This is a genomic window from Micromonospora sp. CPM1 (assembly GCF_023896895.1).
In the GTDB taxonomy this organism is placed as follows: Bacteria; Actinomycetota; Actinomycetes; order Mycobacteriales; family Micromonosporaceae; genus Micromonospora; species Micromonospora tulbaghiae.
In genome coordinates, this window is the sequence record NZ_JAMHIU010000001.1 from 187506 (window position 1) to 209935 (window position 22430).

General features: G+C 70.5%; 19 protein-coding genes. 12 read left to right on the plus strand and 7 right to left on the minus strand.

The window, feature by feature from the left end:
• Positions 1-2 precede the first annotated feature (2 nt).
• The 4 genes from M8C11_RS00700 to M8C11_RS00715 are packed head-to-tail and all read left to right on the plus strand — an operon-like array spanning position 3 to position 2873.
• A complete protein-coding gene (locus M8C11_RS00700) occupies positions 3-317 on the plus strand; it encodes an L-rhamnose mutarotase (RefSeq protein WP_252447748.1) in 315 nt (104 codons plus the stop codon).
• Entirely contained in the window at positions 314-1300 is a 987-nt protein-coding gene (locus tag M8C11_RS00705; RefSeq protein WP_252447749.1) for an aldo/keto reductase, read from the plus strand. Before M8C11_RS00700 ends, M8C11_RS00705 begins: the two co-directional genes overlap by 4 nt.
• The gene (locus M8C11_RS00710) at positions 1294-2148 is read left to right on the plus strand and encodes an amidohydrolase (protein ID WP_252447750.1); all 855 of its coding nucleotides are present in this window, start codon (positions 1294-1296) and stop codon (positions 2146-2148) included. Before M8C11_RS00705 ends, M8C11_RS00710 begins: the two co-directional genes overlap by 7 nt.
• A gap of 53 nt (positions 2149-2201) precedes the next feature.
• Complete coding sequence (locus tag M8C11_RS00715) at positions 2202-2873, plus strand: FadR/GntR family transcriptional regulator (RefSeq protein WP_121684865.1); 672 nt, start codon at positions 2202-2204, stop codon at positions 2871-2873.
• A 10-nt stretch (positions 2874-2883) separates the two neighbouring features.
• Here the strand turns inward: M8C11_RS00715 and M8C11_RS00720 are convergent, their stop codons facing one another.
• Positions 2884-4707, minus strand: a complete 1824-nt coding sequence (locus tag M8C11_RS00720) for a beta-galactosidase (RefSeq protein WP_252447751.1) — start codon at positions 4705-4707, stop codon at positions 2884-2886.
• 119 nt (positions 4708-4826) lie between these two features.
• Here M8C11_RS00720 and M8C11_RS00725 point away from each other — a divergent pair, with 119 nt between their 5' ends.
• From M8C11_RS00725 to M8C11_RS00750, 6 genes are all read left to right on the plus strand, one after another.
• Positions 4827-5804: a LacI family DNA-binding transcriptional regulator gene (locus tag M8C11_RS00725; protein ID WP_233585825.1), complete on the plus strand. Its 978-nt coding sequence runs from the start codon at positions 4827-4829 to the stop codon at positions 5802-5804.
• 206 nt (positions 5805-6010) lie between these two features.
• On the plus strand, positions 6011-7333 hold the full coding sequence (locus M8C11_RS00730; RefSeq protein ID WP_252447752.1) for a carbohydrate ABC transporter substrate-binding protein: 1323 nt from the start codon (positions 6011-6013) through the stop codon (positions 7331-7333).
• A gap of 122 nt (positions 7334-7455) precedes the next feature.
• Complete coding sequence (locus tag M8C11_RS00735; RefSeq protein WP_252447753.1) at positions 7456-8427, plus strand: carbohydrate ABC transporter permease; 972 nt, start codon at positions 7456-7458, stop codon at positions 8425-8427.
• An 11-nt stretch (positions 8428-8438) separates the two neighbouring features.
• Entirely contained in the window at positions 8439-9305 is an 867-nt protein-coding gene (locus M8C11_RS00740) for a carbohydrate ABC transporter permease (RefSeq protein WP_121684868.1), read from the plus strand.
• Positions 9306-9324: 19 nt separating this feature from the next.
• Entirely contained in the window at positions 9325-9507 is a 183-nt protein-coding gene (locus M8C11_RS00745) for a hypothetical protein (RefSeq protein ID WP_252447754.1), read from the plus strand.
• A 35-nt stretch (positions 9508-9542) separates the two neighbouring features.
• Complete coding sequence (locus M8C11_RS00750) at positions 9543-11534, plus strand: discoidin domain-containing protein (RefSeq protein WP_252447755.1); 1992 nt, start codon at positions 9543-9545, stop codon at positions 11532-11534.
• A 456-nt stretch (positions 11535-11990) separates the two neighbouring features.
• On the opposite strand, the gene M8C11_RS00755 is transcribed toward M8C11_RS00750, so the two are convergent.
• The 4 genes from M8C11_RS00755 to M8C11_RS00770 form a co-directional block, all read right to left on the minus strand.
• A complete protein-coding gene (locus M8C11_RS00755; RefSeq protein ID WP_252447756.1) occupies positions 11991-13424 on the minus strand; it encodes a GH1 family beta-glucosidase in 1434 nt (477 codons plus the stop codon).
• Positions 13421-14320: a carbohydrate ABC transporter permease gene (locus M8C11_RS00760; RefSeq protein WP_374666623.1), complete on the minus strand. Its 900-nt coding sequence runs from the start codon at positions 14318-14320 to the stop codon at positions 13421-13423. The genes M8C11_RS00755 and M8C11_RS00760 overlap by 4 nt, the downstream gene beginning before the upstream one ends.
• Positions 14321-14330: 10 nt before the next feature.
• On the minus strand, positions 14331-15263 hold the full coding sequence (locus M8C11_RS00765) for a carbohydrate ABC transporter permease (RefSeq protein WP_030500465.1): 933 nt from the start codon (positions 15261-15263) through the stop codon (positions 14331-14333).
• A gap of 64 nt (positions 15264-15327) precedes the next feature.
• Complete coding sequence (locus M8C11_RS00770) at positions 15328-16599, minus strand: ABC transporter substrate-binding protein (RefSeq protein ID WP_252447757.1); 1272 nt, start codon at positions 16597-16599, stop codon at positions 15328-15330.
• A 208-nt stretch (positions 16600-16807) separates the two neighbouring features.
• Here M8C11_RS00770 and M8C11_RS00775 point away from each other — a divergent pair, with 208 nt between their 5' ends.
• Complete coding sequence (locus M8C11_RS00775; protein ID WP_252447758.1) at positions 16808-17881, plus strand: LacI family DNA-binding transcriptional regulator; 1074 nt, start codon at positions 16808-16810, stop codon at positions 17879-17881.
• A 614-nt stretch (positions 17882-18495) separates the two neighbouring features.
• Here M8C11_RS00775 and M8C11_RS00780 read toward each other — a convergent pair.
• Positions 18496-21180: a LuxR family transcriptional regulator gene (locus M8C11_RS00780; RefSeq protein ID WP_252447759.1), complete on the minus strand. Its 2685-nt coding sequence runs from the start codon at positions 21178-21180 to the stop codon at positions 18496-18498.
• Between the two features lie 97 nt (positions 21181-21277).
• Between M8C11_RS00780 and M8C11_RS00785 the strand changes: the two genes are divergently transcribed.
• Positions 21278-21691 (plus strand): hypothetical protein, encoded by a 414-nt coding sequence (locus M8C11_RS00785; RefSeq protein ID WP_121684875.1) that lies wholly within the window; start codon positions 21278-21280, stop codon positions 21689-21691.
• 169 nt (positions 21692-21860) lie between these two features.
• On the opposite strand, the gene M8C11_RS00790 is transcribed toward M8C11_RS00785, so the two are convergent.
• The gene (locus tag M8C11_RS00790) at positions 21861-22427 is read right to left on the minus strand and encodes a hypothetical protein (protein WP_252447760.1); all 567 of its coding nucleotides are present in this window, start codon (positions 22425-22427) and stop codon (positions 21861-21863) included.
• Between the last annotated feature and the right edge of the window lie 3 nt (positions 22428-22430).

The following is a 22430-nucleotide window of genomic DNA, read 5'->3' on the forward strand; positions in this document are numbered from 1 at the left end:
CGATGGCCGTGGAGATCGCTCTGCACACTGTCCTGAAGCCGGGTGCGCAGGCACGGTACGACGAGGTGCACGCGGTGATCCCGGAAGAGCTGGACCGGGCGCTGCGCGAGGCCGGGGTGCTCGGCTGGCGGATCTGGCGGGACGGGCAGCACCTGTTCCACCTGGTCCGGGTGGCGGACCCGGCGCACATGCGGCGAACGCTGCGCGACCACCCGGCCAACCAGGTCTGGCAACAGCGGATGGCGGAGCTGCTCGAGGTGGCCGACGACTACGACGACGACGGCCGAGGGCTGCCGATGGTCTGGGAGCTGCCGTGACCCGGACCAGCCTCGGCCTTGGCTGCGCCGCGCTCGGCAACCTGTACCGGGCGGTCACCGACGAGGTCGCCGCGGCCACCGTCGAGGCGGCCTGGACGGCCGGCATCCGCTACTTCGACACCGCGCCGCACTACGGGCTCGGACTGTCCGAGCAGAGGCTGGGCCGCGCGCTGCGCGGCCGGCCGCGGGACGACTACACGGTCAGCACCAAGGTGGGCCGGCTGCTGGTGCCCGACCCGGCCGGCGCCCGCCGCCCGGATCCCGAGGGGTTCGTCGTGCCCGCCACCCACCGGCGGGTCCGCGACTTCAGCCGCGACGGCGTCCGCCGCTCCCTCGACCAGAGCCTGGAGCGGCTCGGGCTCGACCGGGTCGATCTGGTGCTGCTGCACGACCCCGAGGGGCACGACCGGGCGGCGCTGGACGAGGCGTACCCGGCTCTCGCTCAGCTGAGGGCGGCCGGCGTGGTGGGCACGATCGGGGTGGGGTCGAAGGACCCCGGCATCCTGCAGCGGTTCGTCACGCAGACCGACGTGGACACGATCCTGCTGGCCGGCCGGTACACGCTGCTGGAGCAACCGGCTCTGGACGAGTTGCTGCCGGCCTGCCTGGACCGGAACGTCCAGGTGATCAACGCCGGGGTGTTCAACAGCGGCCTGCTCGCCGTCGCCGACCCGCACGAGGGCCTGCCGTACGAGTACGGCCCCGCGTCCGACGGCGTGCTGCGGCGAGCGCGGGCGCTGGCCGGCGTCTGCACCCGGCACGGCAGTTCGCTGCCCGCGGCGGCGCTCGCCTTCGCCGGCGGCCATCCCGCGGTCGCCTGCGTGCTGCTGGGCGCGCAGACGCCCGAGGAGCTGATCCGCAACGTGGCCCTGTTCCGGTGTCCGCCACCGGCGGCGTTGTGGGCCGACACGGTGGCGGCGGGGCTGCTGCGCGCGGACGCGCCGCTGCCGTCCGCGGATCACGAGAGGGAGCCGGCATGCTGACTGTCGACGCCCACCATCACCTCTGGCAGGTGCCGCAGGCGTACGCCTGGCTGGACGACGACCGGATGCGGATGATCCACCGCCAGTTCACCGTCGCGCAGCTGCAGGCGCAGCTGCGCTCCGCCGGGGTGGGCCGGTCCGTGCTGGTCGAGGGTGGCCGCTGCGACGAGGCCGAGTCCGACGACCTGTTGCGGTGGGCGGTCGAGGCGCCGCAGATCGCCGGCGTCGTGCTCTGGGCCGACCTGGCCGATCCGGCGCTCGCCGGCCGCCTGGCCCGGCACCTGCGGCGGCCCGGCGGTGACCGGGTGGTCGGGGTACGCAGCCAGGTCCAGGGCGAACCGGATCCGGATCACCTCGACCGCCCGGACGTCCGGGCGGGACTGCGGGCGGTCGAGGCTGCGGGACTCGCCTTCGATCTGGTGGTCCGGGTCGACCAGCTGCCGTCCGCCGCCCGGGCGGCCGCCGCGCTGCCGCAGCTGCGCTTCGTGCTGAATCACCTCGGCAAGCCGGAAATCCGGGCGGGCGCGGCCGGGCTGGCCCGGTGGCGCGGGCCGTTTGCTGCGCTCGCCGAGCAACCCAACGTCGCGGCCAAGGTGTCCGGCCTGGTGACCGAGGCGGACTGGGCCTCGTGGCGGACCGACGACCTGCGCCCCTTCGCGCGGGAGGCGCTGGAGCGGTTCGGGCCGGACCGGCTCATGTTCGGCTCGGACTGGCCGGTGTGCCTGCTCGCTGCCAGCTACGGCCGGGTCCGGGCCGCACTGCTGCAGGCCTTGGCACCGTTGTCCGAGGCGGCCCGGACGGCGATTCTCGGCGGCACCGCGGCGCGCGTCTACGGCCTGCGGGTCTGATCCGCGCCATCATGGCGACGCCCGTACCCTGAACCTTTTCCGCGGAGGCAGCGATGGCCCTTACCGACGAGGCGATCGGCAAGATCAAGTCGATGATCACGTCCGGCGAGCTCGGCCCCGGTGACCGGCTGCCCAAGGAGGGTGATCTCGCACAGCGACTCGGCCTGTCGCGCAACTCGCTGCGCGAGGCGGTGAAGGCGCTGTCGATCATCCGGGTGCTGGACGTCCGGCAGGGCGACGGCACGTACGTCACAAGCCTCGCCCCGCAGCTGCTGCTGGACACGCTGGGCTTCGTCGTGGACTTCCACCAGGATGACACCGTACTCGAGTTCCTGGAGGTCCGGCGCATCCTGGAGCCGGCGGCCACGGCGCTGGCCGCGCAGCGGATGAACGCTGAGGACGTCGCCAAGCTGCAGGCCGTGCTCGACGGCCTCGGTGACACCCTCGACGTCAAGGCGCTGGTCGCGAACGACCTGGAGTTCCACCGGCTCGTCGCGGTGGGCTCCGGCAACACAGTGCTGTGCTCCCTGCTCGAGGGCCTCTCCGGGCCGACCACCCGGGCGCGGATCTGGCGCGGTGTCACGCAGGAGGGCGCGGTCGCCCGGACCCGCGAGCAGCATCAGGCCATCGTCGACGCGATCGCGTCGGGTCAACCCGACCTGGCGCGGTCCTGGGCGACCGTGCACGTCGCCGGGGTGGAGGAGTGGCTCCGCAAGGCGCTGTGACCGCCGTCGCTCAGTCGAACTCCTCGACGTACTCCTCGGCCGGTCCCAGCTCCGGGCGGTCACGCAGTTCCAGGACCGGGCCGAGCCGGTCGGTCTCCAGCACCACCACCGTGTTCTCCCCGGCCCGCAGCAGTGGCGCCGGGCAGTAGAGCGTCACCTGCGGGCCGATGTCCCAGTACCGGCCGAGCAGGAACCCGTTGACCCAGACCACGCCGTGCACCGAGCCGGGCAGGGCGAGAAAGGTGTCGGCCGGCTCGTCGGCGCGGACCGTCGCGACCGCGAAGCCGGCCTCGGTGCGGGCCGGCCCGGTTCCGGTGGCCCGCAGCAGGTCGTCGGCCGTCCACTCGGGGAGCGCGATCGGCGTGCTGGTCCAGCCGTGCACGATCCGCCGGTCGACCAGCACCGGCCCGAGCAGCCCCTTGTGCTGCCCGACCAGCGGCCCGTAGTTGATCCGGCCGAGGTTCTCCACCAGGATCTCCAGGCGTACGGCCGCCCCCGTGCCGCGGATCGGCAGCTCGCGGTTGTCGGCGTCGGCGATCCCGAGCGGCACCCCGTCGGCGAACACGACCGCCCGGTCCCGGACGTCGCTCAGGACGATCCGGTGCTCGCCGGCCGGGATCCTCGGCCGGGCGGTGAGCAGCATCATGCCCGCGTCCAGTCCGAGCTGCTCGAAGCTGACCGGCCGCGGGGTGTCCACCGTGAGCGCCGGCACGGCGCACAGCCCGGCGAGCAGATCGGCGCAGTGCGTCAGCGGCACCCGGGCCGGGGGCAGCACCGGCATCCGCTCGGGTACCCGCACCGGCGCGGTGGCGCCGAGCACCGCCCGCATGGCGTGGAACTTGGCGGTCAGCGTGCCGTCCTCGGCGATCGGGGCGTCGGAGTCGTAACTGGTGACGGTGGGCTGGACCCGGCCCTGGCCGGCGTTGGCGCCCGCCCACAGCCCGAAGTTGGTGCCGCCGTGTGCCATGTAGATGCTCACGCTGCCGCCATCGGCCACGATGGCGTCCAAGGTGCCGGCCGCGCTGTCCACCCCGCGGACGTGATGCCGTTCGCCCCAGTGGTCGAACCAGCCGTTCCAGTACTCGGCGACCACGAACGGCTCATCGGGGCGGCGCCGCCGGAGCAGGTCCCGGGCGGCCGTGGGCTTCGAGCCGAGCGTGATCGCGGCGAGCGTGCCGGGGATCGTGCCGGCGTCGAGCATGAGCTCGGTCGGTCCGTCGGCGGTGAACAGCAGCTCGGTGATGCCGCGGGCGAGCAGGGCGGACCGGTTCCAGAGCAGGTAGGCGTGGTCGTCGCCGTAGCTGCCGTACTCGTTCTCGATCTGGACCGCCACGACTGGCCCGCCGGCGCTCGCCTGCAGCCCGGCGATCCGGGGGATGAGCTCGTCGAACCACCTTTCGACGGACCCGATGAACGCCGGATCGGAGCTGCGCAACGCCATGTCGCGGGCGGTGAGCCAGGCGGGCAGGCCGCCGTTCGACCATTCCGCGCAGATGTAGGGGCCGGGCCGCACGATCACGTCGAGGCCCTCGGCGCCGGCCAGCGCGATGAACGCCTCGACGTCGTGCCAGCCGTCGAACCGGGGCGCCCGGTCCGCGCGCGGCTGGTGGAAGTTCCAGGCCACGTACGTGTCGACGGTGTTGAGCCCGAGGTCGACCAGTCGCCGGATCCGGTCGTGCCAGAGGTCGGGGTGCACGCGGAAGTAGTGCATGGCCCCGGACAGGATGCGGTGCGGGATGCCGCGCCTGTGCAGCCGCCGGTCATGCCAGCCGAGCGTGGGGGAGACCGTGGTCGCCGGCTCCGGCGCTACGCCTGACGTGGTCGTCTCGATCATGGCGTGAGCCTATGTTACCGATGCCATAGCAAACAATGGCGCTATGATCAGGCCACCCCGAGTCTGAGGAGCGGCAGAACAGCATGACCGAGGCCATCACGCATAACAGGCAGCCGAGCATGGCTGACGTGGCACGCGCTGCCGGTGTGTCGGCGCAGACGGTCTCGCGGACCCTGCGCGACTCGCCGAACGTCAACGCGGAGACTCGCCGACGGGTGCTCGACGCCGTCGACCAGCTCGGATACCGCTACAACAGCGCCCCCAAGGTGCTGTCCTCGGGTCGCAGCTTCACGCTCGGGCTCGTGCTGCTGCAGGCCGGCGGCTACTTCTCGCGGTCCGCGGTGACCGACGGCGTGGAGGCCGCGGCCCGCGCCGCGGGCTACTCCGTCAGCATCACCACCATCGCCGAGCTGGATCCGGCGCTGATGGAGAAGGCCCTGTTCAAGCTCTCCGACCAGGGTGTCGACGGCATCGTCATCGCGGTGCCGCTGATCTCGGTGACCCAGCGGATGGAGGACATCACCCGGGAGATCCCCACCGTCACGGTGGACGGCTCCCGGACCACTGGCGCCAAGGTGCTCGGCATCGACCAGCGCGAGGCCGGCCGGATCGCCACGCAGCACCTCCTGGAGCTGGGACACCGTCAGGTCTGGCACGTGGCCGGGCCGGACGAGTGGATCGAGGCGCGCCAGCGCCGGCAGGGCTGGCAGGAGGCCCTGGCTGAGGCCGGTATCGACGCGCCGCCGCCGCTGGAGGGCGACTGGTCGCCGGAGTCGGGCTACCGGCAGGGCCGGATCCTCGCGATGATCCCCGAGGTCACCGCGGTCTTCGCGGCCAGCGACGAGATGGCGTTCGGAGTGATCAAGGCGTTGCGTGAACGGGGCCGGTCGGTGCCGGAGGACGTGTCGATCGTGGGTGTGGACGACATCGACCTGGCGGCCTACTGCCACCCGCCGCTGACCACGGTGCGGCAGGACTTCTACCGGTCGGGCGCGGCCGCGGTCGCCGTGCTGCTCGGCTCCGCAGGCGCCGTCGAGCCCGCCGTCGAGCCGCCGACCCTGACGGTCCGGGCCTCCACGGCGCCGCCAGCCCGCTGACCCGCCGTACCACCGCCCTGCTGACGGGCCGACCGGCCCGTCCCGTCGGCCATGCCCGCCGCCGCTGCCGGACGGAGCGTGTCCCTTCGCATCAGCATCGATCTTGACTACTCATGTTATCGGTGCCACAGTAACAATGCCTGGCTGACCGAGCGATTTGGCGCAGGCCAATTCACCCACGCGCGCTCGCCCACGAAGGACCACTCATGATGAAAAGATCATTCGTCCTCGCCGCCGCGGCGGCGACGGCGCTGAGCCTGATCGCCGGCTGTTCCGGAGGCGGCGACGCCACTGCCGGGGACAAGAAGATCCTCAAGATTGCCGCCTTCGAAGGCGGCTACGGCCGTGAGATGTACACCGAGCTCGTCGCCGCGTACCAGGCCAAGAACCCCGGCCTGGACGTGCAGCTGCAGATCTCGAAGTCTCTCGAGGACGAGATCAGCCCGAACATGAAGGCCGGCAAGTTCCCGGACGTCGTGGTGCTGCCCCAGGGCCGCAAGGCCGCCCTGTCCGAGACCCTGGTCAAGGACAAGGCGCTGGAGGACCTGACCGGCGTGCTGGACATGACCGTGCCCGGCGAGCAGACCACCGTGCGGGCCAAGCTGGCCGACGGGATCATCGGCCTCGGCACCAACCCGTACGGCGATGACAAGACCTACCTCATGCCGATGTTCTACGCGCCGACCGGTCTGGTCTACAACAAGGCCCTCTTCGCGCAGCAGGGCTGGCAGGTCCCGGCCACCTGGGACGAGATGTTCGCGCTCGGCGAGAAGGCCAAGGCGCAGGGCATCGCGCTGTTCACCTACCCGACCGCCGGGTACCTCGACTCGTACTTCTACGCGATGCTCGCCAACGTCGGCGGCACGGAGTTCTTCAACAATGTGATGACCTACCAGCAGGGCGTCTGGCAGACCCCGCAGGCACGCCAGACCCTGGACATCACCGCCAGGCTGCTGGGCTACGCGGCGAAGACCACGGTCGGCTACGCCAACGAGCAGGACTTCACCAAGAACCAGCAGTCGATTTTGGACAACAAGGCGCTGTTCATGCCGAACGGCACCTGGGTCGTCGGCGAGATGAAGGACGCGCCGCGGGCGAAGGGCTTCGCGTGGGCGATGACCCCGCTGCCGGCGGTCACCGCCGGTGGCAAGCGTCACCTCACCACGATCATCGAGTCGTCCTGGATTCCGAGCGGCGCCGCCAACAAGGACGCCGCCAAGCAGTTCATCGCCTACCTGTACTCGGACGAGGCCGCCAAGATCTTCGCAAAGTCCAGCGCGATCCAGCCGATCAAGGGCATCGCTTCCAGCGTGACCGGCGAGATCGCCGACTTCTACAAGCTCTACGACGACCCTGCCATCACCGCGCTGGTCGGCGGCTTCGCCAGTAGCGCCCCGGTCGAGGGCGTGAGCATCAAGACCACCCTGTTCGACACCGCCAACAGCATCGTCAGCGGCGACAAGACCGTGGAGCAGTGGCAGGCCGCGCTCAACGACGCCAGCGAGAAGCTGCGGCTGGCCGGCAAGTGAGCACGCGGCGGCAGCCCCGGTGCTGGGCTGCCGCCGCGCCCGCTCGTGCGGGTCGCCCCAATGTCCTTCCCGGCCGTTCGTTGCGGCCATCCCGTCCCGGCTAGAGGCAAGGACCGGTCACGGTGACAACCACCATCACCCCACCATCGGGCGTCGCCGAGCAGGCACCCAGCGAACCCCCGGCGCGCCGGCGCCACGCCGTCACCCGCCGGCGGCGTGGCAACGGCCGATTCGTCGCCGCCTGCCTGCTGCCTGCGCTGGCGCTGTTCGCGCTCTTCATGATCTGGCCCACGCTGAGCGTCTTCCGGATGTCGCTCTACACGTGGAGCGGCTTCTCCCCGAAAATGCGCTTCGTCGGCTTGGACAACTTCACCAAGCTGATCGACGACCAGCAGTTCCTGCGCGCCTTCCAGAACACGGTCGCGTTGCTCGTGATCGTCACCGTCGTGACGATGGGCCTGGGCCTTTCGCTGGCGGCCATCATGACCCGGCAGAAGCTGCGCGGCCGAAACCTCTACCGGTTCATCCTCTACATCCCGAACGTGCTGTCGGTCGTGGTCATCGCGGCCATTTTCTCGGCCGTCTTCGACCAGGAAAACGGCTTGATCAACGGTACGCTGCGGCTGCTGTCGCTGGACGGGCTGCAGCAGGTCTGGCTCGGTGACCAGGGTGTGGTTCTCTGGTCGGTCGCCATCGCGATGGTCTGGCAGGCGCTCGGCTACTACATGGTCATCTACATGGCCAGCATGGCGAGCATCCCGGAGGAACTCTACGAGGCGTCCGCGCTCGACGGCGCCGGCGCCGGCCGGCAGTTCTTCACGATCACCCTGCCGCTGATCTGGGAGACCCTGCGCACGACACTCACCTTCTTCGTCCTCAGCGCGGTCAACCTCAGCTTCGTGCTGGTCCGGGCGATGACCGGCGGCGGACCGGACGGTGCCTCCGAGGTGCTGCTCAGCTACATGTACCAGCAGGCCTACACGAACTCCTCGTACGGCTACGGCATGGCCATCGGCGTGGTCATCTTCGCCTTCTCGTTCCTCGTGTCGCTGCTGGTCAGCCGCGCGACTCGGCGTCAGCCCCTCCAGTACTAGAGGACGGTCCCATGTCCACCATCCGCAAGTCCGGCCGGACCTTCTCCACCTTGCTGCTCACCGTGATCGCGCTGCTCATCGTGATCCCGGTCGGCTGGGTGCTGGTGGCCTCGGTCAAGCGGAAGAGCGAGTTCTTCGGCAGCCCGTGGACGCTGCCGGAGGGCCTGCACCTGCGCAACTACGTCGACGCCTTCGTCACCGCCGGTATGGGCGGGTACTTCGCCACCTCGGTGCTCGTGACGCTGCTCGGGCTGGTCCTGGTGCTGGCGGTCTCGGTGCCGGCCGCGTACGCGGTGGCCCGCTACGAGTTCCGCGGCAAGCGCCTGGTCGAGACGGCGCTGATGGCCGGGCTGTTCATCAACGTCAACTACATCGTGGTGCCGATCTTCCTCATGCTTGTCGACTGGGACCGGGCGTTGCTCGACGTCTTTCCAGACGGCTTCTTCATCGACAACCCGGCCATGCTGGCGCTGGTCTACGCGGCCACCTCGATCCCGTTCACCATCTATCTGCTCGCCTCGTACTTCCGGACGATCCCGGGCGACTACGAGGAGGCGGCACTGCTGGACGGCGCGTCCCGGTTCCGGATCATGACACTTGTGATGCTGCCGATGGCCCGCCCGGCGGTCACCACGGTGACCCTCTTCAACTTCCTGGCCTACTGGAACGACTTCATCATCGCGCTGACCCTGCTGCCCGGCGAGGGCAAGACGCTGCAGGTCGGCCTGCTCAACCTGATGACCGCGCAGAAGGCGGCCGCCGACTACGGCCGGCTCTACGCCGGCATGGTCATCGTCATCGTGCCGGTGCTGCTCGTCTACGCGCTGATCCAGCGCCGCCTCATCGAGGGCATGGCCGCCGGCGGCGTCAAGGGCTGAGGTTCGAGGAAGGACTGTCATGAAGGATTCGACACGCGGCGCGGCGCTCATCGCCGGCCGGGCGGCGCTCGCGCTCGCCTGCGTCGTCACCGTCGTCGTCGCCCGGCCCACCGTCGGCTGGGCACACCTCGCGGTGATGCTCGGGGCGCTCGCCGTCCTGCTGCTCCTACTCGCCGGATACAACCGCAAGTTCCGATCTTGATTGCTCCTGTCGCCCCCGCACAGTTAGGACAGTCGATGCACCCGTTCCGGACAACCCTCATCGCGCTATCGCTGGTAGCCGCCGCAGTCCTGGTCGCCGCGCCCCCGGCAGCGGCCGCGAACACCACCTACTACGTCGACTGCTCCGCGACCGCGGCGGGCAGTGGCACCCAGGCCAGCCCCTGGAACAGCTTCGCGGCGGTGAACTCCCGGACGTTCACCTCCGGTGACCAGATCCTGATCCGGCGCGGCACCACCTGCGCGGGCCAGCAACTGTGGCCCAAGGGCTCGGGCAGCGCAGGCGCGCCCAACATCGTCGACGCGTACGGCACCGGCGCCAAGCCCATCCTGGCCGGCAACGGGGCCGTAGACGACGTGGTGAAGCTCTACAACCAGCAGTACTGGGAGATCCGGAACCTCGACATCTCCAACCAGGGTGCGGCGCCAGCCGCCCGTCGGGGCGTGCACATCATCCGCGAGAACTCCGGCACCGGCACCTACTACCGGGTCACCGGCGTCGACGTTCACGACATCAACGGCGTACAGAACAAGAAGGACGACAACGCGAGCGCCGGCATCTTCTTCGAGGTGCTCGGCAATTCCGTGCAGACGAAGTTCGACGACGTGGTGATCGCCGACAACACGGTCCGGGCGGTGGACCGCTACGGCATCCACTTCTGGACCCGGTGGATGACCCGGCCGGAGCTGGCCAACCCCAACTGCGGCTCGACCTGTGGTGCCTGGCACCCGCAGACCAGGGTCGTGGTGCGCGGCAACACCGTCACCGACATCGGTGGCGATGCGATCGTCGTACACCACACCCAGGGCGCACTGGTCGAACGCAACCGGGTGGACGGCTTCCGGATGCGCGACACCAACTGCGCCGCCGGCGTCTGGGGCTGGAACGTCAACGACACCCTGTTCCAGTTCAACGAGGTCAGCGGCGGCCGTAGCACCTGCGACGGGCAGGGCTTCGACCTCGACGAGGGCAACATCCGCACCATCTACCAGTACAACTACAGCCACGACAACGAAGGCGGTTTCATCCTGCTGTGCAACGGCGGCGGGTCGACCACCAAGGACAACATCGTGCGCTACAACATCAGCCAGAACGACCGCGGTGACCTGGTCGACCTCATCTGCGGGAAGATCACCAACACGAAGATCTACAACAACGTCTTCTACGTCGGTCAGAACGCCAGAATCATCAACAACACCAACGGGTCGACCGGCGCCAACGCCGAGTTCTACAACAACATCTTCTACGTGACCAGCACCGGCTCCAGCTACGTCAATGCCGGCTCGCTGCTGTGGGACTCGAACACCTTCTACGGCCAGCACCCGGCCGGCGAGCCCACCGACCCGGCCAAGAGCACGGCGGACCCGCTGCTGGTCGGTCCGGGCACCGCCACCTCGATCAGCAACGCCGGTGGGTACCGGCTGCGGGCCGGCTCGCCGGCCCTGGCCAGCGGCCAGGTCATGACGAACCCGGGCAGCCGGGACTTCTTCGGCGGAGCGGTCACCGCGGGATGCCGTCCCGACCGGGGTGCGCACCAGCTGACCACCACCTGCGCGCCCGGTGGCGGCGTCGTCCCGCGCACCGCCTGGTCGGTGCGGTACGTCGACAGCCAGGAGACGGCGGCGGAGAACGGGGCGGCGACCAACGCGTTCGACGGCAACATCAGCACGATCTGGCACACGAAGTACACCGGCGGCAGTGACCCGGCGCCGCACGAGATCCAGATCAACATGGGCGCGAGCTACTCCGTTTCGGGCCTGCGTTACCTGCCCCGGCAGGATGGCGGCTCCGGCGCGGCCAACGGGCGCATCGGCCAGTACGAGGTGTACGTCAGCACCGACGGCACCAACTGGGGAACGGCCGTGGCCACCGGCACGTTCGCCAACGACGCGAGCCAGAAGGACGTCCGGTTCACCGCGAAGACCGGGCAGTACCTGCGGCTGCGTGCCGTGAGTGAGGTCGCCGGCAACCCGTGGACGTCGGCCGCGGAGATCTACGCCCTCAACTGAGGCTCGTCCGTGCGTCCCTGGGGGAGTGACCGCACGGGACGGTAAGGCATGGGGTGGCCGCCACGGAGCGGGCACCCCATGCCGTTATGAGCCGGCTGCACCCCGGTACCAGACGAAAGACGCATACGAACACCAAGTATCGGCCCGCTGAACAGGGATGACACGGTGCGCTCCCGAAGAGTCGACGACTTCCGGAGTCAGTCTTCACCGAGCGGCGGCATAGGTCGGATCCTTGATCTGGCAGGGATCGGGTTCACGACTCGCTCGGGTGACCGAGGGCTCCCACGCTGAAATTTGTGGAAGATGTCGATGACGCCCGCGAGCTCGTTGAGCAGCGGATGCGCGCCACGGGGTTCGAGGAGGCCGGCCCTCGACGCCCCGCCAGGCGAGCCCGTCGCCCACGCCCCGCCTTCATGATCGAAGAGCTTGTTCCGGCCACGAGCCGCGGGCGGCGCTTCAGGTGGAGGTGCGTTTCCGCCACGCCCGCAAGCGGTCACGCAGCCAGTGGTAGCTGGCCTTGGGCGTACGGGATCCGGTGCCGTAGTCGACGTGGACCAGACCGAAGCGGGGCCCGTACCCGCGGGCCCACTCGAAGTTGTCGATGAGCGACCAGTAGAAGTACCCCCGCAGATCGAGCCGGTCGTCGACGGCGGCCGCACGGGCCGCTGCCGCCAGGTGCCCGGCCACGAACGAGATCCGTTCCGGGTCCGGCTCGGGTCCGTCCCGCAGGTCGGCGCAGCCGTTCTCCGTCACGTACACGGCAGGCAGGCCCGGGTAACGGTCCGCGAGCCCGGTCAGGGTGTCGAAGAGCCCTTGCGGCTCCACCGGCCAGCCCAGGTCGGTGGTGGGTAACCCGTCCGGCCGTAGCTGCCGGACCCCGATGTCGAACGCGCTGCGCAGCGCCGGGTCGGGCTGCTCGTACGGGGCGTCGGCGACGTGCACCCGGTAGTAGTAGTTGACACCGAGGAAGTCCAGCGGCGTGGAGATCACCGCCAGGTCACCGTCCCGGCGGAACGACAGATCGCTCACCCCGGCGTAGAGCCGCTCGAACCCGGACGGGTACGCGCCGCCCAGCACCGGATCCGTGAACTGCCGGTTGAGCATGAGGTCCTGCCGATCCGCCGCCGCCCGGTCGGCCTCGGTATCGCTGGCCGGCACGGCGGGGGAGAGGTTGAGCGTGATGCCGACGCGCGCCCGCGGGCCGGCGGCGGACCGGACTGCGGCGACCGCCCTGCCGTGCCCGAGCAGCAGGTGGTGGGCGGCGGCCAGGGCACCGTGTCCTTCGGCGGTGCCGGGAGCGTGCCGGCCCTCCGCGTAGCCGACCATCGACGAGCAGTACGGCTCGTTCAGCGTGATCCAGTCCTGGACCCGGTCACCGAGGACACCCGCCACCGCGGCGGCGTACTCGGCGAACCACTCGGCGGTGTCCCGTACCCGCCAGCCACCCTCGTCCTCGAGCGCCTGGGGCAGATCCCAGTGGTACAGCGTGACGAACGGCCGGATGCCGTGCCCGCACAGGGCGTCGACGAGCCGGTCGTAGTAGTCGAGGCCCCGCCGGTTCACCGCGCCCCGCCCGGCCGGCATGACCCGTGGCCAGGCGACCGAGAAACGGTAGGCGTCCACGCCGAGGCCGGCCAGCAGGTCGACGTCCTCCCGCCAGCGGTGGTAGCTGTCACAGGCGACCGAGCCGGAGGTGCCGTCGTCGACGGCACCGGGGCGGCGGCAGAAGGTGTCCCAGATCGACGGCCCGCGGCCGTCCTCGTCGACCGCCCCCTCGATCTGGTACGCCGCGGTGGCCGCGCCCCAGCTGAAGCCGGCCGGCAGGTCCGGCAGCTCGGGCAGGTCCGGCCGGGTTGCGGCCGCGGCGGCGCCTTGGGATGTGGTGGTCATCCCTTCACCGCCCCCTGCATGATGCCGTCGACGAGATGCCGGCCGAGGAGCATGAAGACGACGAGGATCGGCAGCGTGGCGAGCAACGTGCCGGTCAGCGTCAGGGTGTAGTCGGTGGTGTAGCCGCTGGCCAGTGCGGAGAGCGCCACCTGCACGGTCGCGTTGTCCTGCAGCACGACCAGCGGCCAGAAGAAGTCGTTCCACGCCTGCATGAAGGTGAACAGCCCGAGCACCGCCGCGGCGGGGCGGGCCGCCGGCAGGACGATGTGCCAGTACAGGCCGAACGTGCTGGACCCGTCGACGCGGCCGGCCTCCAGCAGTTCGTCGGGCACGGCGCGGCCGAGGTACTGGGTCATGAAGAAGACGCCGAACGCGGTTACCAGCCCGGGCACGATCACGGCGGTGAGGCGCCCGGTCCAGCCGAGGTCGGCCATCAGGATGTACAGCGGGATGATGCCGAGCTGGTGCGGCACCATCGAGGTCGCGATGGCCACGACGAGAAGCGCCTTTCGGCCCCGGAACCGCAGTTTGGCGAAGGCGAACCCGGCCAGGGTCGAGAAGAACACCACGGAGACGGTGATCGAGCCGCTGACGATGAAGGAGTTCACCAGGGCTCGGCCGAAGTCGGTCGTGTCGAACACGCGCGCGATGTTGTCGAAGAGGTGCCCGCCGGGCACCAGGGCCGGCGGCACCTTCGTGACGGCGTCGCTGGTCTGCGAGGACACGACGATGGACCAGTAGAGCGGGAAGACCGACCCGGCCACGACCGCCAGCAGGGCGCCGTAGCTCCAGACCGAGCCCTTGCGTGGGTACCCGAAGCTCCGGCGCCGGTGGGACCGGCGTTGCGGCGGCGAGGGTGTGGTGCCGGTCTGTATGGGGTCCGCGAGGGTGGTCACGGCGTTCTCCTCAGTCCTCGTCCTTGGCGATGCGCCGGGTGAGCAGGAAGTTGATGATCGCGAAGATGGCGATGACCAGACAGAGCGTCCAGGCGACCGCCGAGGCGTAGCCGAAGCGGAACTCCCGGAACCCCTGCTCGTACATGAACAGGGCGACGGTCTGGAACTGCCGGTCGGAGCCGCCGGTGGGCGTCTGGGAGCTGGCGAACAGCAGGGGTTCGGCCATGATCTGCAGGCCGCCGATCGTCGAGATCACCGTGGTGAAGATGATCGTCGGCCGCAGCATCGGGACGGTGATCCGCCTGAACTGCTGAGCCTGCGACGCGCCGTCGAGGTCGGCGGCCTCGTACAGGTGGTGCGGGATCGCCTGCATCGAGGCGAGGTAGATGAGGGCGTTGTAGCCGGTCCACCGCCAGGCGACGATGAACGAGATGGCCAGGTGGGAGCTCCAGGTGTTGGCCTGCCAGTCGATCGGGCCGATGCCGACGAGGCCGAGCGCCCAGTTGACCATGCCGAAGTCGCGGCCGAAAAGCTGGGTGAAGACGATCGTCACCGCCACGATCGAGGTGACGTTGGGCAGCAGCACGCCCATCCGTAGCGCGGTGCGGGCCCGCAGCCGGTGGTTGAGCAGGTGGGCGATCCAGAGCGCGGCGAGCAGTTGGGGCACGGTGGACAGCACCCAGATGCTGAGTGTGTTGCCCAGGGCGTTCCAGAAGTACGCGTCCTGCAGCATCTCGCGGTAGTTCGCGAGGCCGACCCAGCGGTGCGACCCGGAGTCGAGCAGGTCCCAGTCATTGAACGAGACGTACGCCGTGTACAGCAGCGGGAACAGCCCGAACGCGCCGAACAGCAGGAAGAACGGCAGGATGTAGAGGTAGGGCGAGCCCTTGGTGTCGAGCCGGCTCAGGCCGGCCCGCCGGGCCTGGTGGAGGTAGGTGGCCATCGTCGATCCTTCGTCGCCGGGCGCCGCCGGCGGTCAGGGGCGACCGCCGGCGGCGCGGGTCGAGTTACTTGGCGAGGCGCTCGACGTCGCTGACCATCTGCTTCCAGGACTCGTCGGACCTTTGCTTGCCCTGTTCGATGCGGACGAGGGCGTCGCGGATGGTGGTCTGCACGTCTCCGGCTCGCGGGCCCTGGTACTGGGGCTTGAGTTGCTTCGCCGCGGTGGTGAAGAGCTGGCCCACCGGGGCGTTGTTGAAGAAGGCGTCCTTGTACTGGGCAATGTCGGGCTTGTCGTACAGAGCCGGGATGGACGGCAGGTTGCCCCGCGCGGTGAACACCTTGGCCTGTTGTTCCGGGGCGGTCAGCCACGCCGCGAGCTTCTTGGCCTCCTCGATGTGCTTGCCCTGCTTGGGAACGGTGAGGTACGAGCCGCCCCAGTTGCCGCCGCCGCCCGGGACGCTCGCCACGTCCCACTTGCCGGCGGCGTGCTTCGCCTGGTCCTTGATCTTGGTCATCATCCAGGCCGGGCACGCGATGGTGGCGAACTGGTCCTTCGCGAAGCCGTTGTTCCACTCCTGCGAGCTGCCGATCAGCTTGGCCGACAGGTTGCTCTGGATCGCCTTCACCGTCAGGTCCCAGGCCTTTCGGACATCGGGGTTGGTGCTCACGACGATGGCGTTGTCCTCGTTGTAGTACCCGACCGGGGCCTGGCCGATGATGGCGTTGAACAGTTGGCCTCCGCCGTCGAAGAAGGCGCTGCCGGCCGGGGCCTTCGCCGCGTACCGCTTGCCGAACTCGATGTACTGGTCCCAGCCGCTGCCCCAGGCGGCCGACACCTGGTCGCGGTCGAACGGCATGCCGGCCTTCTCGAACAGGTCACGCCGATAGCAGATGGCCAGGCCACCGACGTCGGTGCCGTACCCGACCTGCTTGCCGTCCTTGGCCAGCGACGCCGCCCACTTCCAGTCGAGGTACTCGGACTGGCGGTCCTTGCCCAGGTCGACGAAGAGGTTGCCCCGCTCGCGCATCTGAGCGATGAAGCCCGTGTCGACGCCCTCGATGTCGCCCGCGCCGGAGCCGGTGGCCAGGTGGGTGATCAGGTCGCGATGATGGTCGTTGTAGGCGGCCGTGCGCTCCTGGATCGTGATGTTCGGGTGCGACTTCTGGTACTCGGCGTACAGGTCCTGGTACCCGAAGTTGCCGAACAGGTTGACGTTCAGGGTGATCTTTTCGTTGCCGCCGCCGGAGCCTCCCTCAGTGCCGGTGCCACACGCGGTCAGCAGTACTCCGGCGGCCAGGGTGGCCGCCGCTAGTCGCAAAAGTCGGTTTGGGTGCATGCCAGGGGAACCCTTTCGTGCGATGTAACCGGTTACCTGAAACCGGTTACATTGTCGGCGAAGCGATGGTGGTGGGGGTGGGTGGAGTTGGATGAAGATCGGATGCCGGCAGAGTTGCGGGTGGCCGCCGGCGAGCGCCTTTCCTGAGAAGTGTGAACGGGTTCGGCTAGGGGGTGTCAAGCTACGAAACGGTAACGGTCGATGCGGCTTGACCGGCGGACATCGCTGGCGCTACGGTCGTGAAACCGGTTACAGAGAAGGCACCACATTGACCACTATCAGGGAGTTGGCGCGCCGCTCCGGCGTGTCCGTCGCCACCGTGTCCCGCGTCTTCAACACCCCCGAGGTCGTCAGCCAGCACACCCGCCAGCGCATCCTCGACCTGGCCGCCGAGATCGGCTACCTGCCGAACGGGTCGGCCCGGACGCTCGCCACGAAGAAATCCAACATGGTGGGCCTGGTATGGGACACCGACCATCGCCGCCCTGGATGGCGCCATCCATTCCTGCAGGAGATCCTCGTCGCGCTCAAGACGGCGCTCAGCGCGCACGGGCTGAACCTGCTCATGCTCGCCGGCCACGACGCGGCGGGGCCCGACGACGGGCAGCGATACGTGCGCGCCGTCCGCCAGCACAACCTCGACGGCGCGGTCATCATCGACAACGGCACCCGGGACCCGGCCGTGCTCGCCCTCGTCGAAGCCCAGGTGCCGTGCGTCGCTCTCGACCTGCGGGTCGACGGCCCGACGTCGACCTACATCACCTCGGACAATGCCGGCGGCGCGGCGCTCGCCGTGCGCCACCTCGTCGAACGCGGCCACCGGCGCATCGCCACCATCACCGGCCCGCTGCGAACCTGGCCGGGAGCCGAACGGCTCGTCGGCTTCCGGGCCGCGCTGGCCGGGGCCGGCCTGCCGCTCGCCGACGGCCACGTCGTCGAGGGAGACTTCTATCTCGACGGCGGTCACGCCGCGATGGACCGGCTGCTCGCCCTCGACGACCGCCCTACCGCAGTGTTCGTCGCCGGTGACGAGATGGCTGTCGGTGCGATGCGGGCGGCCCAGGCGGCCGGCCTACGGATCCCCGACGACATCGCGATTGTCGGCTTCGACGACATCGAGGTGGCCGCGCTGATCCCGCCCGGGCTCAGCACCGTCGCCCAGAACAAGCCCGGCTTCGGCACGGCCGCCGCCGAGGCGCTGGTCGCCATGCTGCACGGCGGCGACGACCCGCCCAAGCCGACCGTGTTGCCGACGACGCTGGTCGTCCGCGGCTCCACCTGACCCGAACCGCGCGACGTCGGCGCCGTCCCGCTCTGGATCGTGCTGCTGCTCGCGGTCGCTGTTGCCGGAGCCGCTGTCACCGCCCCCGCAACCGGGCCTGCCCCGAGCGTCACACCTGTGCCTGGCCGGCGGTGGCTCGAATGATCCGGGGCCAGGTCCATGCGGCGCGCAGGATGAAGGCCAGAGGAGCGGGTCCCACAGTTCGAAGTCTTGATGGCGGCCATCGGGCGATGGAGCGACGGGGTCTCGTCGCCCGCCCGAAGTGGTCACCGAGGCCGGGCAGAACGGAAGGCTTCGGCCTGCGGTGATGTGGGCGATGAATCCGGTGTGACCTCCCAGAGAACTCCGAAGTGGTCAGGCGCATCGCTCCCCGCATGACTGGTGTCGGCTGTTGTCTCGAAGCGCGCTGACGTCAGGCAGCAGGGCTTCGTCGCGTCACCGCATGGCACCGGATGCTCCCGCCGCGGGCGCTTCAGCTCCGCCGACTCCTCCGACGTGACTGAACCGCCCCGGGCTCTGTGGAGACCATGATCCGGGGCGGTTCAGTTCGTGTTCCGGCTGGGCCCCCTTGGAACATCCGCCCGGACGCCCGCCGCTCCCGCAGGCGGCCGTCCTCACTCGGCGGACGCGACCCCGACCAGCGTCGCCAGCTGAGCCCGCGACGTGATGCCCAGCTTGGGGAACGCCTTGTAGAGGTGGTAGCCCACGGTCCGTGGGCTGAGGAAGAGCTGGGCGGCGATGTCGCGGTTGGAGGCGCCGGCGGCAGCCAGCCGCACGACCTCGCGTTCCTGCGCCGTGAGCACGCTGAGCGGGTCGCCGGCCCGGCGCGGCGCGGCCGGCACGTCCCCGGTCGCGCGCAGCTCGGCGCGGGCCCGCCGGGCCCACGACTCCGCGCCCAGCCGGTCGAAGACCTCCAGCGCGACGCGGAGCTGGGTGCGCGCATCCGCCCGCCTCCGGGCCCGCCGCAGCCACTCGCCATAGGCGAGTCGCGTCCTCGCCTGCTCGTACGGCTGGTCGTCGCCGTCGTGGGCGCGAACGGCGGCGACGAAGTGCGCCTCGTCCTGCTCCACCAGGGCCCGGCAGCGCAGGGCGACCGCGTCCGAGGCCGGTTGACGGACATGCCGTGCCCAGGTCACGTAGCGCTCCAGCGGCTCGGCGGCCCGCTCCGGCCGGCCACTGCGGACCGCCGCCTCGACGAGATCGGCGGCGGCGAGCGCCCCGAACCCGGTCGGCGGAATCCGTTCCAACTGCTCCAGAGCGGCGTCCGCGTTCCCCTGGCCGAGTTCGAGCCGGCCGAGCGCCCAGCGTCCGAGGGTCGCCGCGAGGACCAGCTTGCGGTCGTCGGCCCGCCGGACGCCGTCCTCGGCCCTCGCGCGGCACCCCGCCACGTCCTCCTGATGAGCGAGCACCCAGGCGAGGCAGCAGGTGAGGTGGATGACCCGGTGCTCGTGACCCAGGTCGGTCGACAGCCGCAGCCCTTCGTCGAGGGTCGCCCTCGCCTCCCCGTAGCGGCCCTGTAGCCCTTGCGCGAACCCCTGGTCCTGGAGGGCGAACGCCAGCCAGCCGATCATCCCGCTCGTCCGGCAGTCCGCCACGACCCGCCCGGTGAGTTCCTCGCAGAGGGCCGCGCGGCCCGTCGCGAGGGCGGCGCCGGCGGTGAAGGTCAGTCCGGGAACGCCCAGCCCGGCGAGCCCGGACGGGTCCAGCGCGCCGCCGGTGAGCGGCAGCCCACCCGCGAGGTCGCCGACGAGCAGCCGGGTCAGCCCGACCGCCTGGCCGACCAGCGGCGAATTGGTCGCCGGCAGCTCGTGGAGCGCCGTCGCCGCCTGTTCGGCCAGCGTCGCGTCGCCGGCGAACCAGGCGCAGCGAACCGCCTCCACCAGCAGCCAGGTCGCCTGCTCGGGGTCGCGCGCCGCCACCCGGGGCGCGGCGTCGAGGATGATCCGGCCGGCGGCCGGCGGCGTCCCCAGCTCGACCTCGCGGTGGGCGCGGACCTGGGTTAACGCCACGATCATCGCCGGGTCGTCCACGTCGGGCGTGGCGTTTGCGGCGAGCGCGGCGGCGCGGTCGGTCAGACCGGCGTCGCTCGCGGCCAGCGCCGCCGCGGCCAGCCGAGCGGATCGGCGTACCGGATCGACGGTGAGTTCGGCGGCCCGCTCGTAGGCGGCCGCCACCGCGGCGTGACCGCCCCGGGTACGGGCCCGGCCCGCCGTCTCCTCCAGCTGCCGCGCGACGTCCTCATCGGGACCGAGCGCGGCGGCGGCCAGGTGCCAGATGCGCCGGTCGGCGGCGTCGGGCGAGGCCGAGCCGCTCAGCGCGTCGGCGAGCGCCCGGTGTACGGCGAGGCGGCGGCTCACCGACGCGCTCTGGTATGCGGCAGCCCGGATGAGGGGATGACGGAAACCGACGGCCGTCCCGTTGATCCCGATCAGCCGGCTCCGCTCGGCGGCTTCGAGACCGTCGAGCGGAGCGCCGGCGGCGACCAGCGTCGCGAGTTCGCCGGAGCCTTCCGCCGCCGCGACCAGGAGAGCGGTGCGCGCGGCTTCGGGCAGCGCGGCCATCTGCGCGAGGAAGGCCTCCTGGATCCGCTCCGCCACCGGCATCGCCCCCACCGGCGACAACCGCCCGGTCCGCTGTTCGGGGGTCAGCGCGGCCGGCAGCTCGATGAGCGCCAGCGGGTTGCCGGCCGACTCCTCGACGAGGCGCTCCCGGACCTGCGGCGGAAGATCGGCGGGGAGCAGGGCGGTGGCGGCCGTGTCGTCGAGCCCGGCGAGACGGTGTTCGGGAAGGCCGGTGACCGGGAGGTCCGGACGGGCGGCGAAGATCATGGCGACGCCCTCGGCGCCGAGCCGGCGCGCCGCGAACACCAGGGCGTCGACCGACGCCTCGTCGCACCATTGCACGTCGTCCACGAGGCAGAGCAGTCCGCCCTCCCCGGCCAGCTCCGACAGGAGGCTGAGGGTGGCCAGGCCCACCAGGAACCGGCTCTCCGGTGGCGCGTCGCGCAGCCCCAAGGCGGCGCCGAGCGCCCTCGCCTGCGCGTCGGGCAGCGCGTGGATCCGGTCGAGCCCGGTTCGCAGGAGCAGGTGCAGCGCGGCGAACGGCAACGCCGCCTCGGACTCGATACCGACACCGCGCACCACCCGCATGCCGATCGCCCGCAGCGCGGCGTACTCCAGCAGCGCCGACTTGCCGATTCCCGCCGGACCCCGGAGAACCAGGGCGCCGCTGCGACCTTCCCGGGCACCGTCCACCAGCCGGTCGATCTGCGCCTGTTCCCCGACCCGCCCGTACAGCACGACTGGCAACCTACCGTCACGACGACGGATTCGGCATGGCCACCAGCTCCGTAGCTTCGTGATCAGACGCACGTCAGCACCACGAAGGGACTTCGAGATGGCCACCATCGCCAGTACCGTCCGGACCGCCGACGACGCCAAGCTGCTCCGCTTCGCCCTCAAGCAGGACGCGATCGGCTCCGGCGCCAACGGCGTCGTCTACCTCGCCGCCGCGGCGATCTTCGGCCGGCTGTTCGGCCTTCCCGCCGGTCTTCTCTACCCCGTTGGCGCCTTCCTGGTCGTCTTCGCGGCCACCCTGCTCCTCCTCGCATCGAGGCCCACGGTGAGCCGACCCGCCGTGGCGGTCGTGATCGCCATCAACATCGCCTGGGTCGCCGCGAGCGTCGAGGTGCTCGTCGCCGGCTGGTTCCCGTTGACCACCCTCGGCGTCGCGCTCGTGATCGCACAGGCGGTGGTGGTCGCCGGATTCGCCGCCCTCCAGATCATCGGCCTGCGACGGACGGCCTTCTGATTCGTACCGATCCCGGGTGCCCGTTCCGGGCCGGAGCGGGCACCCGGGGATCCAGCCCGCCGGCCGATCCGGTCGGCGCCCGTTCAGTGACCGACACGCCCGAACCGCCTGCGCCCACCACGGACGCCTGGTGACCGTGCGGCAGTCGACGCATTCACCCGCGGCTGGGTCAGGCCGGGGGATCGTCTCGGAAGAGGGCTTCCTTCACACCTCGACCGCCCCAGCGGGTGGCGACGAGTTCGGGACGGGGACGGGTCGGCTCGGGCACCCCGCGGTGTCGTCTGGTGTCGGGCGCCGGGCGGTCCCAATCAGCGACCAGGCCGAAAGGATCGGTGGCGCGGTCCGACTCATCGTCACATCGCTCCCGGACAACCATCGCTGGGTAGAAGCGCAGTTCCTGCGCCACGTTGCAGTCATCTGCCCGCGAAGCGACCACGGCGCCGCAGCCCCGACACGCGACACAGGGGATCCATCCCACCACCGACCAGCAGCCCGTGCGGACACGGTCATGGACGAAGCGTGTCCCGCGTACGTCGCCGGGTGAGAGGACGAAGGTGCCGGCGACCTGATCACGGCCGTAGGCGGCATCGTCGATCGCGTAGGCGCCGGGGTCCAGGAGCGGCGGGTTCACGTGGTGGCAGTCCAGGAGCGACCAGTGCGGCTCCGCCGGCAACTCCACCAACCGGACCGGGACGCTCAGCGTGTTCCCACAGCCCGCACACCGAAAGCGCTCCACTGC

Coding starts and splice junctions, on each gene's coding strand:
- M8C11_RS00700 (WP_252447748.1), top strand. CDS start 3: ATGGCCGTGGAGATCGCTCTGCACACTGTCCTGAAGCCGGGTGCGCAG.
- M8C11_RS00710 (WP_252447750.1), top strand. CDS start 1,294: ATGCTGACTGTCGACGCCCACCATCACCTCTGGCAGGTGCCGCAGGCG.
- M8C11_RS00715 (WP_121684865.1), top strand. CDS start 2,202: ATGGCCCTTACCGACGAGGCGATCGGCAAGATCAAGTCGATGATCACG.
- M8C11_RS00720 (WP_252447751.1), bottom strand. CDS start 4,707: ATGATCGAGACGACCACGTCAGGCGTAGCGCCGGAGCCGGCGACCACG.
- M8C11_RS00725 (WP_233585825.1), top strand. CDS start 4,827: ATGGCTGACGTGGCACGCGCTGCCGGTGTGTCGGCGCAGACGGTCTCG.
- M8C11_RS00730 (WP_252447752.1), top strand. CDS start 6,011: ATGATGAAAAGATCATTCGTCCTCGCCGCCGCGGCGGCGACGGCGCTG.
- M8C11_RS00740 (WP_121684868.1), top strand. CDS start 8,439: ATGTCCACCATCCGCAAGTCCGGCCGGACCTTCTCCACCTTGCTGCTC.
- M8C11_RS00745 (WP_252447754.1), top strand. CDS start 9,325: ATGAAGGATTCGACACGCGGCGCGGCGCTCATCGCCGGCCGGGCGGCG.
- M8C11_RS00750 (WP_252447755.1), top strand. CDS start 9,543: ATGCACCCGTTCCGGACAACCCTCATCGCGCTATCGCTGGTAGCCGCC.
- M8C11_RS00755 (WP_252447756.1), bottom strand. CDS start 13,424: ATGACCACCACATCCCAAGGCGCCGCCGCGGCCGCAACCCGGCCGGAC.
- M8C11_RS00765 (WP_030500465.1), bottom strand. CDS start 15,263: ATGGCCACCTACCTCCACCAGGCCCGGCGGGCCGGCCTGAGCCGGCTC.
- M8C11_RS00770 (WP_252447757.1), bottom strand. CDS start 16,599: ATGCACCCAAACCGACTTTTGCGACTAGCGGCGGCCACCCTGGCCGCC.
- M8C11_RS00785 (WP_121684875.1), top strand. CDS start 21,278: ATGGCCACCATCGCCAGTACCGTCCGGACCGCCGACGACGCCAAGCTG.